The sequence below is a fragment of the Helicobacter sp. TUL genome (genome assembly GCF_002287135.1).
Classification (GTDB): Bacteria; Campylobacterota; Campylobacteria; order Campylobacterales; family Helicobacteraceae; genus Helicobacter_F.
On the sequence record NZ_NESU01000010.1, the window covers coordinates 14,357 to 32,073 of the forward strand.

The window sequence follows — 17,717 nt, forward strand, 5'->3', positions numbered from 1 at the left end:
AGAAATCAAATGTAAAAATTCGCTAAAATTTTATGGATTACAGGAATAATATGCGTTGTTTTATTAGCAGATTAAGATAACATATTGAAGTTATAAGGAGTTTTTATGCAAAAGATTTTAGTAGTTTTAGGATTTTTCTTAATGCTAAGTATTAGTATTAATGCACAATCCCCAAAAGAAGCAAAACCTAGCTTTGATTGCGCTAAAGTTAGCACAAAAGCAGAAAAGATAATATGTAATGATGAAAGTGGGGAGTTAAAAAATTTAGATCGCTATATGGCTGAAATCTATACACAATTAAGAAAAGAATTAAAAATCTCTAAGTTTCCTGATAAAGAAAAAAGATTAAAAGATCTTTTAGATTCACAAAGAGCTTTTATTAAAAATTTGGATAAGGTTAATTCTATAACAGGTGCTTATGAAAAACGCATTACACAACTACTTAAGCTTCTAGGAGAAGTGCTAGATTCTAACAACAAAGAATTATGTGAATATGCAAGAAAAGATCGATTTAATGAGAATAAATGGCAAGAAGTTCCCCCCTCTGTCAATCCTCCCTTTAGTATAGGTTTTTGTGCTTTTGGAGCAAATAATAAATATGGCGTTTTTTATCATTATTGCACAGAAAAAAGAGAGATTATAAAAGAAGAAATAGCAAAAGCTATCAAAGAAGAAAGTTCTTATATCAGTCCTCCTAGAGTCTATAAAAGAAAAATTGATATTGATAATGATGGAGTGTTAGATAATGTAATTCTTTCAGATGGGGAATATTTTAGTGCACTTTGGATATATAAAAATGGTAAGTTAGATGCAAAAGCAAGTGATAAACTCTATGGAGATGATTTGCATTTTCATGGAGAAAAAACTAGTTATCAAGTTGTAATGTTTAACGAAGTGCCTCACATAGCATTTACTACATATGCCCTGCCAAGCAATAAAATTTCAGGAATATCAGAACAAGCAGAATTTAACTCTGAAATTCCTATACTAAGCTATTTATCCTATAATGCTATGGAGTTTAAAGGAAAAAATTATATTACCCTATGGAATAAGAGATTTATTCATGATGAGAATTCTACCTATCCAGAAACACGCATTTATCTTTTAGAAGGTAATGAAAGAGAGTTAAAATGTACTTATACAAGAGGAAATGATTGATGTTTGAAACAACAAAAAATACGGAGTATTTAGAAGATCTCTTTAAATTTCTTAAAGTTGTTGAGGGTTTTGGTGCATTGCCTTTTCTTAATACCCTAAGTCTTTATTTATTAAATAGTGTCAAACATACAAAAGGATTTATTAATTTTTGTTTTATTTTGGGTGAGTTTGTTGGTGGTTTTATTATTTCTATTTATTTGTATATGGGTTATTTTGTTTGCAATATGGTGTGGTATATGAAAGATTTATTGATTATGAAAAATATATTTTACAAGAGAAAAGGCACGCCATTACATATCATCGGTAGATATTGCAGACAATTATAGATTTATACTGAAGTTTGAGAATCTATAAGGGCATTGACTTTAGAGAGGATATGCTCATCACTGCTAGGATCAAAAAACTTAAATTCATTGCCACTTTGTTTTGTGCCACTTAGTAAATCCCCACTATTACGATTTTTTAGATCTAGTTGGGCAATCTCAAAGCCGTTGAGTGTTTTGGCAAAAGATTCTAAGCGCGCAGTATCTTTTGTGTTTGTATACAAAAAGCAGTAGCCTTTTAGCCCATTGCGACTTACTCTGCCTCGTAATTGATGTAGCGTTGCTAGTCCTAGTCGTTCAGGTGCGACTATGATAATCGTGCTAAGCTTGGGGAGTGAGATTCCTACTTCTACAACCGTGGTAGCAAGAAGTAAATTGCCTTTTTGGGCAAATTCCTCTAATACTTCTTCTTTTTGTTTGTCCTTGCCTGAAGTTACATATACGCCCTCAAAATGTTTGAGCCAAAATTCTTGTCCTTGCGAAAGTGAGAGATACTCAATGTGTTGGCTTTCTTCTACTAGCGGATAAATGATGATTGCTTGATGTCCTTTTGTAAATTCATTTTGTAAATGCACAAGGAGTTTTGGAAAGTCTCTTTTTCCTATAATGCTTGTTTGTATGTCTTTTTTGAATGGTAGATCTTTGATGATAGTGTGTTGTATGTAGTGTGTTTGTATCATGGCAAATGTGCGCGGGATTGGCGTGGCAGAAAATTGCAATACATGAGGCTTGGTGCGTGTGGTGGTAGAAAACATTTTTTCTAGTTTGTGTCGTTGGTTAGTGCCAAATCTATGTTGCTCATCACTCATCACAAGTGCAAATTTGGTGTAATCAAAATCTCTATACAAAATTGCTTGAGTGCCTATGATAAAATCCGCATCAAACATATCTGTGTCGTGTGCAGTATCCGAATGTGTGGTTTGTGCAAAAAGCCTAGATTGTGTGTGTTTTGGCGTGTGCGATATATCTTTGGTTTGGGCGGTGATAAGTTGGATTTTTATATATGGTGGGAGAAATTTTTTTGCTTCCTCATAGAGTTGTTTAGCCAAAATACTTGTAGGCGCCATTAGGATAGATTTGTGTGGATATGTCATCATCACTGCGCTTAAGATGACTATGGTTTTGCCACAACCCACATCACCCATAATAAGTCTTCGCGTTGCAGTGTGCGATGAGAGATCTTTGGCAATAGATTCTATAGCTTCGTGCTGACCTTGTGTAAGTGTAAATGGTAGTGAATCTATAAAGGCTTTGGTATCCCCATTGCAGATGAAACTTGCTTGGAAATGGAGATTTTTGGTGCGTAAGCGAAGGATATGATGCCATATCTCGACAAATTTTAGGGCTTCTTGATACACGCCAAAATATCCATTGTGATGTGCAAATGCACGCACAAATTCTTGTGCGGGGTGAAAAATTTCATATATTGCGCTTACATAGGGTTCTATAATGCCGCATTGTCGCAAAGTATCGTGCGTGATAAGCGCACAGAGGGCATTAAGGATTTTATTTTTGGCGGGAGTGGTTTTAAACTCTAGTGTGATAGCACCAAAATCATGTATGATTTTTGGTTGCGTGATTGTCCAAATAGCACCTTTTTGCTCAAGTTTTCCATACACCACGCATTGTGTGCCTTCTGCAAAGTTTTTATACATAAATGGTTTTGGGTGAAAAAGCGTCATATGAAGAGTTTGGGTGAAGTCTAGGCAGTGTGCAAGGATTTTAAGATATGTTTTTTTGCCAAACCCTGCCTTTGCGCTTTGTGTAATCTCTACACGCACAGCGCCAATAGCATTATGCGTGAGTGTCGGAAGTAGAGTCTTGTTTTGGTAATTTTTGGGTGGATTTAGTATAAGATCAAAAAGCGTGTGTATGTCTGTAAGTTTGCTAAAGTCTATATTTGGAATCTGGGAGATTTGGGTATGCGCGGATTTGCTAGAAGCAAGAAAAGAGAGGATATGCTGAAGTTTGGCTTGTTGCAAAAAATCCAAGCTAGATCCTTGCTTAGTTTGTAATGTATCGTGCCATATCTAAGATTCTGTTTGCATAGCCACATTCATTATCATACCAAGCCATAATTTTTGCCATACCACCTTCAAGCACAAATGTAAGATCCTTTGCCACAATCGCGCTATATGTATTGCCAATAAAATCGCTACTTACCCTAAAATGTTCATCGATAGCTAAAATCCCTGATAATTCGTTGTTTGAAGCCTCTATGAGCGCTTGATTGATAGAATCTGCGCTTGGGTTTTGGCGGAGTTTGACACTAAAATCTACCATAGATACATCTGCCACAGGCACACGCACACTATGTCCGTGGAGTTTGTTTTTGAGTTGAGGAAGGACTTTGTAAAGAGCTTTTGCTGCACCCGTGCTTGTGGGTATGATATTTTGGGCAGCAGCGCGTGCGCGGCGTTTGTCGGTTTTGTGGGCATTATCAAGGAGATTTTGATCATATGTGTAGCTATGAATTGTGCTTAAGATTCCAGATTCTATGCCAAATATAGAATCTAGCACTTTTGCAATGGGCGCTAACGCATTGCTTGTGCAAGAAGCATTGGAGATGATAGATTCACCTTGATAGAGTGCGTGATTGACACCAAGCACAAATGTTGGGGTATCATCAATTGCGGGAGCGGAAATAATCACCTTTTTGACACCTTTTTGTATATGTGTCTGCATACTCGCACTATCAAGAAATTTTCCACTAGATTCTATCACCACATCAGCAGCACTAAAGTCCAAGTCTTCCCTTGCTACATTGGTTATAAGCGTTGTGTTGTAGGTTTTTGTGCCATATTCGAAAGATATGATTCCTGTGGTATCGCTTGTTTGTGTGTAAGTAACATTTCGCAAAGGGCTTGTATGCACGCTATCGTATTCTAATAGATGAGCTATCATAGCACCTTGCGCGATGTCGTGTGTGAGAATAATTTCTATATCATCACGCATAACTCCAGCACGAAAGATACTTCTACCTAGTCGCCCAAGCCCATTTATAGCTATTTTTGTCATTGCTCCCTCGCTTTTTGTTGTGGGTGGAATTTTAGCACATTACTTTTCAAAATCATCCATTACATTTGCGGCTTCTAAAAGTCGTTGCTTATCAAAGTGCGTGTAGATTCTGCTCGTATTTAAACTAGCGTGTCCTAGCGCTTCTTGGACAAGCACAAGATCGTGTTTTTTGCTATATAGCATTGTAGCAAATGTGTGTCTAAGCATGTGTGCGCCCATTTTCTCTTTTTTGATTCCAGCATATTTTAGAATCTCTCCCAAAACTTGATATACTCGTGCTTGTGTGAGTTTCCCACCTTTGTTGTTGCAAAAAATAAGGTTATCTTCTATGTTTGTATGTAGAGCAATTTCACTGCGTGTTTGCATCCAAAGGTGCATAAGAGAATCTATTTTCTCTTTTTTTATCATTGCTACACGCATTTTGTTGCCTTTGCCTCGTATCTGAAACATCCAAATGTCGTGCTGTGGAATAAGGTCTTTGGTGCGTAGGCTAAGTGCTTCGCTTACGCGCATACCTGTGTAGATAATCACTTTGATAATAAGCCTATCTCGTGCCATACGATGTATAGGAAGTGGCGTTGTATCAATAGCTTCCAAAAACCGCTCTAATTCGTTTTCATCAAGATATGTGGGGAGCTTTTGCCCGCTAGCTTGACTGACAATGTGTCGGATAGCAAGCTTTATCCCAAATACAAACGATCCTTGATTGTAGGTATTGTGTTTATCGATGTAGCCAAAAAATCCAATAAGCACAATGCGATAATTTTTTTTACTCGCATCGCTAAGTTTAGAGGTATACACACTCAAAAAATCAACAAGCAATTCTTCATCAATGCGCGTGAGTGAATCTAATTGCAATGAGGTGAGATATTCATAAAGTTTATGTAATGGAGTGCTAAAGAGGTTTATCCCTACTAATCCGGCATTTCGTGCTTTTTTGCATAAAAAGAGGAGTTCTTGGATAGTGTGTGGGGCAGTGTGAAGGGATTTGAGGCATTGTAGGATTGCTTCTTTATCGCGCACTTGATGATTGGAGAGCGTGTTTATTTTCCAGCGCACAAAGCGTCCCATCCAGCAAAGTAAATTTTGTTCAAAAGTGGAATATGATTCTAAAGGATATTGCATAAAATGTTGCCTATTGTGTTTGGTTTGCTTGGGAGATTCTAGCATATTTGATACCACAATTTAGCCACATCTTGATATAATCACATTTTTATCACATTTTAGGGTTATGTATGCAAGAGGTATTACAAGAATTTGAGCAATTTTTTGCAAAATTATGTGAGCATATAGGCGAAGATACAAATCGCGAGGGCTTAAAAAACACACCAAAGCGGATTTTAGAATCTTTTCAGACACTTTTTAGTGGTTACTCACAAAACCCCCAAGAGCTTTTGGGTGCGACTTTTAAAGAGGGATTGTGTGATGAAATGGTGATTGCAAAGGATATTGAATTTTATTCGATGTGTGAGCACCATTTGCTACCATTTTTTGGACATATTAGCATTGGTTACATACCTGATAAGTATCTTGCTGGGATTAGCTCATTGGCGCGTTTGGTGGAGAGTTTTGCGCGTAGATTGCAGATTCAAGAGCGACTAACAGAGCAAATCGCGCAATGCCTTGTAGAAACCCTGCAACCAAAGGGCGTGATAGTGGTATGCCAAGCGCAGCATTTATGTATGAGTATGCGTGGCGTGCATAAGAATCCACAAATCATCACAAGTGCGTTGCGAGGATTATTTAAGCGAGATTCTAAAACGCGCACGGAATTTATGCAGCTTATTAAATAATATTTTGATAATACTTTTCTTACATTTATAAGGTTTTTGGAGGCAATAATGATGATGAGAAAAAATGTTGATATGGGCAAAGATTCCCTGTATCGTTTATTTTTTTATTTTTTTATACCAAATTTATGTGCAATGATCGCACTTTCGACATATTCTGTTGTTGATGGTGCATTTGTAGGCAAGGCATTGGGACAAGAAGCATTAGCTGCTATTGGCGTGTGTTGGCCTGTATTTCCGGTGCTAATTGCTTTTGAGTTACTTTTTGGTATGGGAGCGGCAAGTATCGCGTCTTTTTATTTAGGTAGAGGGCAAGAGCATCGTGCGCGGATTATGTTTAGTTCGGTGTGTTATTTTGCTGGAGCAAGTAGCATTATTCTTGGTGGAATCTTGTTTTTTTCTACAGAATCTCTAGCCTATGCTTTAGGGGCAAATGAAGAGATTCATAGCTATGTAGTGGAATATTTGCATGTAACATTTTTAGGTGCGTGTATCATCGTTTTACATCCCTTGCTTGATGTATTTGCTATCAATGATAAACGCCCTATACTTGCAATGGTAGCGATGATTGTAGGTGCGGCAAGTAATATCGTGCTTAATTATCTTTTTTTGTTTGTTTTTAAGCTTGGAATCACAGGATCAGCGTTGGCTACGATACTTGGGCATGGCATTGGTATGTGTATTTTGTTGAGTCATTTTATCTTAAAGCAAGGCAAGATTTATTTTATCAAAATCTTTAAGATAAAATCCATCTTTGCTTCGATGCGCAATGGGCTACCACAAAGCTTTGCAGAGCTTAGCGTGAGTGCTGTGATGTTACTATTTAATCGCACGCTTAAAACACTAGGTGGGACAGACGCACTCTCAATCTATAGCATTTTGATGTATAGCGGTATTGTGGTTTTTACGGTGATTCTTTCTTGTGCGCAAGGCGTGCAACCTATAGCGAGTTTTAATTATGGTGCTAGAGAGTATGGGCGTGTGAAAAAAATTTATTTTTTTGTGCTTGTGTTTGCGACGCTAAGCGGACTTGTGTTGTATGTGTTTTCAAGATTTTTTGATACCTTGCTTATAGGGTTATTTTTGCGTGATGATAGTTTGCATCTTTTGGATTCTGCGGTTTATGCGTTGCATATTTATTTTATTAGCTTTATCTTTTTGGGCTTTAACCTTGTGAGCTCAATCTTTTTGCAATCTATCCAAAGACCGCTAAGCTCTTTTGTTGTAACCATAGCCACTAATCTTGTGTTTGTCGTGATTTTGCTTGAGATTTTTAGCAGAATCTGGGGCTTAGATGGCGTGTGGTGGAGCTATCCTCTATCGTTTGTGTGTGCGAGTTTTGTAACGCTTGGCGTGATGATTTTTGAGTTTAGGCGTGGGAGTTTGGGCAAGGCTACAATCGCACACCACCATAAGGAAGCATAATGAAGCAAGTAATCATACTTTTTGATCTTGATGGGACATTAATAGATTCTACAAAGGCAATTTATGCGAGTTTTTGTGAAGCAATGTCTGCATTTGGATATCCGACTCCAAGCTTGGATTCACTAAAGGCTACTATCGGACATACGCTAGAGGATATGTTTTTGGCTTTTGGGATACCTAAGGCACAAGTTGGGGATTTTGTGCAAGCTTATAGAATCTCTTATCGTGCTAAAATGGAGGCAGGCACGACATTACTTCCAAATGCCAAAGAGGCAATTGTGTTTGCTAAGAGTTTTGCGGATTTGGGTGTGGTAACTACAAAGCGTGGGGATTTTAGTGCAAAATTGCTTGATTGTCTTGGTGTGGGCGAATATTTTAGATGTGTGATAGGTATAGAATCTGTGTCTAAGCCTAAGCCAGATTCTGAACCAATCCTCAAGGCTTTGGAGCATTTTCCAAATGCATCATCTGCACACAAGTATATGATAGGGGATACCACACTTGATTTAGAATCTGCTAAAGGCGCAGGAATATCTGCTGTAGGTGTGTTGTGCGGATATGGCAAGCAAGAAGCACTTGGGGCGTATAATGTGCCATTATGCGCAGATAGCTTAATGGCAGTGCGTGAGATCCATAGAAGTTTGGGGATTTAATGGCAGTTTTAGGCTATTTTGTTATGATTGTGGAAAAAATTTGGAGTATTGCATAATGACACAAGAACCAATGACAGAATATGGCTACCAAAAGCTTCGCGCAGAACTCAAGGATCTTCAAGAAGTGCAACGCCCACATATTGTCAAAGAAATTGATATAGCACGATCGCACGGGGATTTGAAAGAAAATGCTGAATACCACGCAGCCAAAGAACAACAAGCCTTTATAGAATCTCGTATTGCCGAGCTTAGCAAAATGCTTGCTAACGCACAAGTAATAGATCCTAGCACATTGGAGCATAAAAAGGTGAGTTTTGGCTCTTATGTAAGGATTGTGGATCTTGAGACAGATAAAGAGTTTGCTTACACACTTGTAGGCACGATAGAGAGTGATCCGCAAAATGGCTTTATTTCTGTTTTTTCTCCTGTAGGTCGCGCCCTCATAGGAAAGGAAGTTGGTGATGAGGTAACAATTATGTTGCCAAAGGGCGAGAGTGAGTTTGAAATTTTAGAGGTGTGTTATAAACCTTTTAGTTTGCAAGATTAAGGCGTTTGTATGTATATCAAGATAAAAAAGCTTCACCCAAATGCGATCATTCCTCAATATCAGACAACACATAGTGCAGGATTTGATTTACATAGCTTAGATTCACATATTCTAAAGGCTGGTGATCGTGCCTTAATCCCTACAGGCTTGGCATTTGAGATAGAATCTCATTATGAGGTGCAAGTGCGTCCTAGAAGTGGCTTGGCTCTAAAAAATGGCATAAGCGTGCTAAATACTCCAGGCACAGTGGACAGCGACTATCGGGGAGAGATTAAGGTTTTGCTTATTAATTATTCTAATGAGGATTTTGTCATACAAGCAGGAGATAGAATCGCGCAAGGTGTGGTATGCAAGGTATATCAAGCGGAGTTTGAAGAAACACAATCACTCACACAAACACAGCGTGGAGAAGGGGGCTTTGGCTCTAGTGGTGTGGGACAAAAGGGAACATATCAGCAATAATTTGATACAAAAGGATATAGTATGAGTGTTAAGAACGATTTGGCGCATATCAAAGATGAATTCAATAAAGATGGGCAGATTCTAGAAAATGCCTTTAGATTCGAGATTTTTTTACGACGATATAAAAAAACTCTTATTACGCTTTTGGTGCTTATAATTGCTTGGGCGGTGTATCTTGGGGTAGATAGCTATCTCACACAACAACGACATATCCAAGCAAATGAGGCATATGCAGAGCTTTTGAGTGGTGAACAAACACCTGAACTTTTAGAAAAATTAGAAAAAAATTCTCCAATTCTGTATGATTTTTATGTCTATACGCACAATCCGAGCCAAGAGGCATTAAAAAAACTTATGGATTCTGATAATGAACTTATCGCACAAATTGCGACATACCGAGACATTACACACACACTAGATTCTCTGTTAGAAGAATCTAATCAGGATACTATCAATGAAGTGCTTGCGAACTTGCCACCACTCAAAGATAAAACTTTGCAGCAGTGGCTTATTCTCCAAGAAGCCGCAATACTGCTCCAAAAGGGATATACACAAGAAGCCAAAGATAAACTTATGCTTTTAGATGAAAATTCAGAATTTGCGCGTATAGGCGAGAGTTTGCGCCATTATAAATAATAGGGGTTGGTGTTATGAGAATTTTGCTTGTTGTATGTGTGGCGGTGTGCATTGGTATTTTTGGAGGTTGTAGCCAAAAACAATACTTTGAGCCAAAAGATATAAGCCTCAAGGCAGAATTTTCTCATAAACTCCCTTCCCCTATCATATCTACCTCTAGAGTTGGGGCATTATTACAGAATCTCGAGGTGCTAGACACATTTGGCAATATCGATATAGAGCTTACACAAAATCAACGCTTTTTGGGTAGAGAAGGCACATATTATCTTGTTCAAGATGGTTGTGGGGCGTTGTTGTTTATTGATGCTAGCACCAAAACCCAAAGTGAGTTTGCATTTGAGAAATGTATCGTAAGTGCTAAAATATCGCCACAAGGGAGTGCAAATACACTAATAGCCTTGGTGAGTGCGGATAATAGCGTGATTGTGTATGATGTTAATACGAAGCGTGAGGTATTTTCACAAAAACTTGCCAATATTACGGCAATCAATACCCTTGCGGCAACACCTGTGTTTGAAAAAGATAAAATCATCTTCCCTACACTTGATGGTAAGCTTGTGATTTTTGATATACCAAGCAATACGCTTGTGCGTGATATTTTGATTCAGAGTGATAAATTTTTTAATAACATCATTTATCTTGTGGTAAAAAATGACCTTATGATTGCAGCCACGACAAAGCGTATTAGCGCAATTATAGACAATAGCAAGACATTTAATTATGATGGAGATTTTAGGGATTTGTTGTTATATAAAGACAAATTGTATGTGCTAAATAATGACGGCAAGATTTTAGAGCTTGATCACACTTTAAAGCTTTTGCGTGAAGTGAATCTAGAATATGCGCGTTTGCATGGGATCGTGATACGCAACAACACTCTATATACACTAGAGAGAAATAAATATCTCATAGAGCTTAGCTTAGAGAGTTTTTTACCTGTAGTCTATAAGATCGATCTTCCAAGCAAAAAGCCTATTTTTTACACAGATGATACTTTGTTTTATGATAGATTCTATAAGAGGTTTTGATGGTTTTTTGCGATATAGGCAATACATTTTTGCACTTTTTTTATAAGGGTAGGATTTGGAAAGAGCGTCCAAATAAGCTTTCACCCAAAAGGCAAGATGTCAAAATTTTTTATATCAGTGTGAATCCAAAATCAGAAAAAAAACTTCTTGCTTCTCATAGTTCATGCGTGAATCTCGCCCCTTACTTCACGCTAAATACTGGCTATCGTGGTATGGGGATTGATAGAGTAGCGGCGTGCGTAGGTGTCAGAGATGGTATTATTGTGGATGCTGGAAGTGCTATCACCGTGGATGTTATGCAATGTGGTGTGCATTTGGGTGGTTATATTTTACCGGGGTTAAGCACATTTAGGGGGCTTTATAAGGGTATTCCGGTGCTAGATCAGGATTTTGATCTTGCCGTAGATGTTGATAGGCTTCCACAAAATACCAAGGCAGCCATTAGCTATGGTGTCATCAAAAGTATTTTATTAATGATTGTTGATACTGCCAAGGGAAAACAAATTGTTTTTACAGGCGGTGATGGGAAGTTTTTTAGTAGATTTTTATCTCAAGAGCATAGTTGTATGTTTGATGAGACAATTGTCTTTAAGGGTATGCAACAAGCTTATGAAAATTATATTTTGGCACACAAAGGACAAAAATGATAACAATTGCACTACCAAAAGGGCGTATTGCCAAGGAAAGTTTAGAATTATTTTCTAAGATGTTTGGGGAGGCTTTTGCCTTTGAAGATCGTAAGCTTATCTTAGAGCAGGGGGGCTTTAGATTTTTGCTTGTGCGTAGCCAAGATGTGCTTACATATGTGCATTACCAAGCTGCCGATGTGGGAGTTGTGGGGCTTGATGTGATTGAGGAATATCAGCTTAATGACGCCATAAAGCTTCTAAACCTCCATATAGGTAAATGCAAAGTTGTCATAGGATCAGAAGTTGGCAAAGAGATAGATTATCAAAAGCCACAGATAAAAATTGCTACTAAAATGCCTACGATTACCTATAAGCATTTTTCCAAAAAAGCTATTCCTATTGAGATTATTAAACTATATGGAAGTATTGAACTTGCTCCTTTGGTGGGATTGTGTGATGGGATTGTGGATATTGTAGAGACTGGCACGACTATGCAACAAAACAACCTCAAAGTTGATGAAGTGATTATGGAATCTTCAGCGTATCTTATCGCTAATGCTTTGAGTTTTTATCAAAAGCAAAAAGAGATTTTAGATTTAACAAAAAAATGTAGCGCATTAGGGTTGCAATAGTGAAACGATTGTTACTTTTTTGGCAATTTTGCATAGGATTAGGATTTGCTGAATGGGTGATGTTTAGCGATGGAGGAGATACATATATTTATAATAATCAAAGCGGAGAGATTTTTATCCGTCATCATGTAGGAAAGCAAAATTACGAAGATGTCTTTGTCAAAATGTCTCGTGGCGTGTTTCCTAATGAATTAAAAACTCTCCAATCCACCCAAAAATCGCCAAACCCACTTCCAAACCCTCAAGGTGTCGATGAGAATCTAGAGCAACGCAAACTTGATGCGCTCAAAAAATCTCAAGAGGTTTTAAATAATGCGCTTGAGTTTTAGGCACATCTTGTGTGTTGTGTTGCTTGGTAGTATTAATGCACAAGATAGTATAGAAGATCTTATACTTTTAGAAGACACACACCAAGAAATTTCCCAAAATTATAATAATACACATACAATGTCTTTATATCCCAATGCCTCTCTTATCATACAGGGAGATTTGAGTAATAGTGGCACTATACGCTTAGAATCTGGTGCGTCTATCAATGTCAATGGTAGCTTTACACATACTGGCAAGATGGAGTTTGTTGGCACAAACAATCATCAATTTGGATTTCTTAGTGCAGAATCTATCACGCTAGATTCTGGCTCATCTATTTCGCTTAATCCTCGTATGGTGCTTTTTGGTGAGTATGAATATACGCTGCTTTCTAGCACCACAAATCCTATCATCGATAATGGTGTAAATATAGAGCTAGAAACTTTATCCCCATATGCTCCATACATTGCCTTAACACATGGATTTAGCGATGATAGAAAATCAATGTTTGTTTCCTTTGAGCTTACAGAAGCTGCAAAAAACACGGATCTTAGCACACTAAATAACGCTACATTTGCCACGCTTTCTTCTTATAATCAAGCATTGCTTAGTTATCTCAAAAATCATAATCAAGCGTTTGGGGTGGGCGTGGTGAGCGCATTTCTTTCTGATGAAGCGCCACAAAATGTCGCTGAACTCACTCAAGCTTTGCATAAAACACAAAATGAAACCTATGATCAAGCCCTGTATGACGCAATGAATATGAGCTGGATTGGGAGTAATGCACAAGTGGCATTGCGTCTTAATCAACGCGCAGATACCTCGCAATCAAGCGATGCGGATATATGGGTGGATTTGTCTGTGGGTGCTTCTTCTTTTGGGACACGCATGCAGAATCTTTTTGGTTTTCATGGTGGGGTAGATAAACGCTTTGGGGATCATGTCCTATTGGGTGTGGCATTGGGTTATATGCGTGGGGCAAGTGATATCACACAAGCCTTTAATTATAATGCGCAATATCTTTTTACAAATTTGTATGGTAGGATTTTTGATACGCATCACGAACTTGATATGAGTATGTATGGTATGGTGCATTTTTCGCAGATGAGTAGGCATTTTGGATTATGGGGGTTTGATAGTGTGCAACAAAGTGCGTATAACCCACATGCCTTGGGTGCTAGGTTTTCTTATGGGTATGTGTTTCATCTCTCTCACGCTCCTAAGCCTATGCATTTTATAAAGCCTATTGTTGGGTTTAACGCGTATTATTCTCATCAACCTACTTTTAAAGAGAGTGGCACATTACCGGTGCATACGAGTGCTGTAGATCTCTTTTATCAGACACTAGAATTTGGTATGGAGTATAGGTTTAAGGGTGTTGGAGGGAATTATTTGTATATCCGTCCTTCTTATGAGGCTTTGGTATCTTCTTCTCAAAATACTGCTTATACCCAGATCGTAGATTCAGCGCTGCCTATAGCACAACATGCTTTTGTGTTGCCACGAGGTTTTGTGAATCTTGTAGTTGGTGGTGAGATTGCTTATAAAGAGAATTTACATTTTTCACTTAATGCCTCTTATAAACAAGCTATGGACGCCAAAGATGGATATCAAAATGCTGTGCGTATGAATATGGTTAGTTTTTGGGGTGGGGTAAGGTTTGGGTTTTAAAGCGTGGCTTGTATGGTGTTGATGACTTGTGTTGGCGTGATTTTGTTTATATCAAGCCTACTTGTTTCTTGTAAAAAGTTTGAGATAATGCCATAAGCGGCTAAATTTTTGTCGATAGTTGGGTGGTATATGCTATAGTATTTACTCCCTATCCCTTGTGGATAGGGAGTAAATCTATACAGATGATTGCCATTAGACACGACATAAATATTTATGTCGTGTCTAATGGCGCATGCAATGTGCACACAAGATGTTTCATTGCTTAGGAGATGATTGCCATTATACACGACTCGCGCTAACGCGCCTAGAGAGGTTTTACCACACAAATTTATAGCTTTAGAATCTAATTCTTGTGTTATATTATCTAATTGATTGAGATTATACGCAAGACTCTCACCATTTTCATAATCCTCCTTGCCACCACAAATAACTACACTAAAACCTTGATTGATATGCCATTTTCCTACTTCATAAAAATGTTCTAAACTCCATTTGCGGAACGCTGAACTTGCACCTATGAAAAAAACCGCGTAGCGTTTTGGTAGCATAAATTCTTGGATATTGGTATGATCGAGTGCAAGCGTGTATGAAGGGATCGATATAGTAGGCATTAATCCTTTTATAAATTCTGCATTTCGATAGAATTCAAAAAGAATACGAGAATCTGCTGATATAAGAGTATTATATATTGTGTCAAAGTGTAGTTTTAAGCGATAAGATATATTACTTGTATCGCCAACAGAGGCAATTTTTTGTTTTGCACAAATAAATTTAGCAAGACTTTCACTAAGGTAATCGCGACTAAAGATCGGATTTATAAGTGTTTCAAAGTCAAAAGTGTGTAAATACTTGAGAGTTTTTATGCGGTAAAAAATATTTTTTTGAAATTTTGTCGTATGAATAGGGATAAATTCTATGATATGTGGGCTATCAAATTCCGTTATAAGATCTTTATATGCGATATTACCAACAAGGGTAACCTTACCATAATGTGTAGTAAAGAGGGGTAAAAAGTTTCTAAAAAGCAAATAATCACCAATAGCATCTGTTCGGATTATGGCAAGTTTTCTTTGTTTTGTGGGTTTGGTAGTTAATTTTATGCCAGAATCTATGCAACGATACACAAGGTGCTTGCAGAATCTAGCGATTTTTCTTAGAAAAGAAGTATATGAAGCTCCCATAAAATATGGGATTTGTTCAGATATTGCCATTTGCGCTTGTAGAGAATCTGGGAGGTAAATAAAATCATATTTTTGTGCGGAATTAGTGGCGTGTATTTGTGGAAATTTGTCAAATGTATAAGGACTAAAGAGTGTATAAGGTTGTGTATTGGGTGCAATAGCATGAAGTGTATTAAGAAGTGTTTCTATATCTTTGGCTTTGCAACGATTGCCCAATAAAATATTAAGCACAATGCACTTCCAAGGCAAGAGGAGATATAGAGATTTTGGTGTCGTGAGCGCGAGTAGTGTAATGTAATCTTGTAGGTAAATATGTTTGTTTGAGTTTTTCCCGAGGAAGATACAGAGAAAGAAGCTTTACATTATCCCCCCCCCCTATTAGAGATGTATAGGTTTTGATATATTGTTTGCTTACAAGATCTTGTGCAAATGTATGTACTACGCTTTTATGTGCATTGTAGCTAATAGAGGCGTAGTCATTGGGTTTTAAGTTTAATATCCATTCTATTCCTTGTGCGAGATCCTTGCTATCATGAGATCTTGCAAGATAACCATTAGATTTATGATGTATCATATCACCATTGCCGCCGATATCAAATGCTACAACTGGCGTGCCACAAGCAAGGGATTCCATAATGGCATTACTAAGATTTTCAGCTAAGGAAGGAGTGATAAACACATCACACGCGTTATACGCAAGGTTTAATGTCGTATCATCATGCAACATACCTAAAAAATGTGTTTTGATACCGGTAATCTCTTTTTCTTGCGAGGATTTGCCAAATATAATAATTTGTATGTTTGTTTTGAGTGTTTCTGGAAGTATAGATAAAGCTTCTTTGAGATAGGTAAAACCTTTGCGTTCTACTGCATCGCCACCGATTGCACCAAACCCTATAATATAAGAATGCTTGGTAGCAAAGAGTAGTTTTGCAATATGGGTATCTATTACCCCCCCCCCTAGTAGTCTTTGGTAGGCTTGTGCATAATCTTTGGCGATTTTTGGTGCATCAAATTTTTGCACGACACTAGTTCTAGCATTTTGTGCAATTTGTGTATAACTTGCAGAATCTAAGTCTAAAACCCATTGAATCCCATTTTTGAGATCCTCTGTATCAAAGGCTTTTGCGAGATACCCATTGTGTTTGTGTGTGATAATATCTTTTAGTCCTGTGGTATCAAATGCTACAACTGGTGTGCCACATGCAAGAGATTCACTTGCGGTTTGTCCAAAGGATTCTGCATGGCTTGGAACAACCATTACATCACAAGCACTATAGAGAAGGCGCAATGATATGTCATCGTGTAAAAATCCTACAAAATGTGTTTCTATTCCTGCTATTTCTTCCCCTTCACTTGCTCCAAAGACAAGTAAAACAAGGGAATGTTTATTTGGCATAGAATCTAGAGCGCTTTTAAGTTCATTATAGCCCTTTCGGGGTGTAGATGTAGCGCCAATGGCACCAAAGGCAATAAACTTTTTAGGTTTTTGTAGATGTAGTAGGTCTCGAGCAAGAGGCTTTGCGATAGGTGTATAGATATTGGTATCAATAGGGTTTGGTAGATTAATAACAGGTTTGTCACCCAAAAGCACACTTTGTTTGGCACAATCAGCAATCCAGCGACTAAGCCCATTGATTGTTAAGTTTTGAATTTTTTTGTATGCGTTATGTTTATGTTTAAAGGTAAAAAAACTAAGATCATAGGGATTTTTTGCGTGTAAAAGTGGGCATTTTTTGCAATGAGTGCTAACCCCTATACAGGTGGCTGCCACGTAGTGGCAGCCACCTGTATAGGGGTTAGCATCATGCAAGCTCCATATCATTGGGATATTAAGCTTAGAGATAGCAAGTAAATCACTAGCATTAATAAAACCAGATTCTATCCAATGCAGATGAATAACATCGGGTTTTAGCTCCATGATAGTTTTTAATAATAGTCTATTGCGTGGTGGGAAACAAGCGATATTTGGTGAAAAAATATCTTTGTGGCGTTTGGGATACAACATAAGTGGCAATGACGCAAGAGCAGGTCGAAGTTTCTCAATAATCTTTTGAAATTTACTTTTAGCTAAGCGTAGAGTTTGCACACAATCACTTGTTTTATTTTGCACAAGCAAAATAGAATCTACCCCATTTTGTAGCAACGCAGTGTGCAAACGCACACACGCTCTCCCAGCACCACCATCATCGCTTGTGCTAAGGTGCAAAACTCTCAATGCCATGTCATTCCTAATCTAAGATTTTATATAAAGG

18 protein-coding genes are annotated in these 17,717 nt (G+C 37.7%); 13 read left to right on the plus strand and 5 right to left on the minus strand.

Features of this window, described 5'->3' with window-relative positions:
• The first annotated feature begins 105 nt into the window (after positions 1-105).
• Both B9T66_RS05655 and B9T66_RS05660 read left to right on the plus strand, forming a co-directional pair.
• Complete coding sequence (locus B9T66_RS05655; RefSeq protein ID WP_095628018.1) at positions 106-1,158, plus strand: lysozyme inhibitor LprI family protein; 1,053 nt, start codon at positions 106-108, stop codon at positions 1,156-1,158.
• Positions 1,158-1,484, plus strand: coding sequence for a hypothetical protein (locus B9T66_RS05660; RefSeq protein ID WP_095628019.1), 327 nt, complete (start codon positions 1,158-1,160; stop codon positions 1,482-1,484). Before B9T66_RS05655 ends, B9T66_RS05660 begins: the two co-directional genes overlap by 1 nt.
• 2 nt (positions 1,485-1,486) lie before the next feature.
• On the opposite strand, the gene recG is transcribed toward B9T66_RS05660, so the two are convergent.
• The 3 genes from recG to B9T66_RS05675 are packed head-to-tail and all read right to left on the minus strand — an operon-like array spanning position 1,487 to position 5,669.
• A complete protein-coding gene (gene recG / locus B9T66_RS05665; RefSeq protein ID WP_257874624.1) occupies positions 1,487-3,472 on the minus strand; it encodes an ATP-dependent DNA helicase RecG in 1,986 nt (661 codons plus the stop codon).
• Positions 3,473-3,485: 13 nt separating this feature from the next.
• Complete coding sequence (gap, locus tag B9T66_RS05670) at positions 3,486-4,499, minus strand: type I glyceraldehyde-3-phosphate dehydrogenase (RefSeq protein WP_095628020.1); 1,014 nt, start codon at positions 4,497-4,499, stop codon at positions 3,486-3,488.
• A 39-nt stretch (positions 4,500-4,538) separates the two neighbouring features.
• Entirely contained in the window at positions 4,539-5,669 is a 1,131-nt protein-coding gene (locus B9T66_RS05675; RefSeq protein ID WP_308201221.1) for a tyrosine-type recombinase/integrase, read from the minus strand.
• Positions 5,670-5,734: 65 nt separating this feature from the next.
• Between B9T66_RS05675 and folE the strand changes: the two genes are divergently transcribed.
• From folE to B9T66_RS05730, 11 genes are read left to right on the plus strand one after another with little or no spacing between them, the layout of a single operon-like run.
• On the plus strand, positions 5,735-6,292 hold the full coding sequence (gene folE / locus B9T66_RS05680; protein WP_095628021.1) for a GTP cyclohydrolase I FolE: 558 nt from the start codon (positions 5,735-5,737) through the stop codon (positions 6,290-6,292).
• A 48-nt stretch (positions 6,293-6,340) separates the two neighbouring features.
• Positions 6,341-7,714: an MATE family efflux transporter gene (locus B9T66_RS05685; RefSeq protein WP_257874625.1), complete on the plus strand. Its 1,374-nt coding sequence runs from the start codon at positions 6,341-6,343 to the stop codon at positions 7,712-7,714.
• Positions 7,714-8,367 carry an HAD family hydrolase gene (locus B9T66_RS05690; protein WP_257874626.1) on the plus strand — a complete coding sequence of 218 codons (654 nt, stop codon included), beginning with the start codon at positions 7,714-7,716 and terminating at the stop codon, positions 8,365-8,367. The genes B9T66_RS05685 and B9T66_RS05690 overlap by 1 nt, the downstream gene beginning before the upstream one ends.
• 55 nt (positions 8,368-8,422) lie before the next feature.
• Positions 8,423-8,914: a transcription elongation factor GreA gene (gene greA, locus B9T66_RS05695; RefSeq protein ID WP_180763346.1), complete on the plus strand. Its 492-nt coding sequence runs from the start codon at positions 8,423-8,425 to the stop codon at positions 8,912-8,914.
• Between the two features lie 9 nt (positions 8,915-8,923).
• Positions 8,924-9,376: a dUTP diphosphatase gene (gene dut / locus B9T66_RS05700; protein ID WP_095628023.1), complete on the plus strand. Its 453-nt coding sequence runs from the start codon at positions 8,924-8,926 to the stop codon at positions 9,374-9,376.
• 21 nt (positions 9,377-9,397) lie between these two features.
• On the plus strand, positions 9,398-10,012 hold the full coding sequence (locus B9T66_RS05705; protein ID WP_095628024.1) for a hypothetical protein: 615 nt from the start codon (positions 9,398-9,400) through the stop codon (positions 10,010-10,012).
• A gap of 14 nt (positions 10,013-10,026) precedes the next feature.
• Positions 10,027-11,040, plus strand: a complete 1,014-nt coding sequence (locus B9T66_RS05710; protein WP_095628025.1) for a plasminogen-binding protein — start codon at positions 10,027-10,029, stop codon at positions 11,038-11,040.
• Positions 11,040-11,687: a type III pantothenate kinase gene (locus B9T66_RS05715; RefSeq protein WP_095628026.1), complete on the plus strand. Its 648-nt coding sequence runs from the start codon at positions 11,040-11,042 to the stop codon at positions 11,685-11,687. Before B9T66_RS05710 ends, B9T66_RS05715 begins: the two co-directional genes overlap by 1 nt.
• Positions 11,684-12,301, plus strand: coding sequence for an ATP phosphoribosyltransferase (hisG, locus tag B9T66_RS05720; protein ID WP_095628027.1), 618 nt, complete (start codon positions 11,684-11,686; stop codon positions 12,299-12,301). Before B9T66_RS05715 ends, hisG begins: the two co-directional genes overlap by 4 nt.
• Positions 12,301-12,630, plus strand: a complete 330-nt coding sequence (locus B9T66_RS05725; protein ID WP_257874627.1) for a hypothetical protein — start codon at positions 12,301-12,303, stop codon at positions 12,628-12,630. The genes hisG and B9T66_RS05725 overlap by 1 nt, the downstream gene beginning before the upstream one ends.
• The gene (locus B9T66_RS05730) at positions 12,614-14,281 is read left to right on the plus strand and encodes an autotransporter family protein (protein WP_095628029.1); all 1,668 of its coding nucleotides are present in this window, start codon (positions 12,614-12,616) and stop codon (positions 14,279-14,281) included. The genes B9T66_RS05725 and B9T66_RS05730 overlap by 17 nt, the downstream gene beginning before the upstream one ends.
• On the opposite strand, the gene B9T66_RS05735 is transcribed toward B9T66_RS05730, so the two are convergent.
• Both B9T66_RS05735 and B9T66_RS05740 read right to left on the minus strand, forming a co-directional pair.
• Positions 14,278-15,693, minus strand: a complete 1,416-nt coding sequence (locus B9T66_RS05735) for a glycosyltransferase family 9 protein (protein ID WP_095628030.1) — start codon at positions 15,691-15,693, stop codon at positions 14,278-14,280. The two genes, B9T66_RS05730 and B9T66_RS05735, sit on opposite strands and share 4 nt — an antisense overlap.
• Positions 15,686-17,686, minus strand: coding sequence for a glycosyltransferase (locus tag B9T66_RS05740; protein WP_095628031.1), 2,001 nt, complete (start codon positions 17,684-17,686; stop codon positions 15,686-15,688). Before B9T66_RS05740 ends, B9T66_RS05735 begins: the two co-directional genes overlap by 8 nt.
• Positions 17,687-17,717 lie beyond the last annotated feature (31 nt).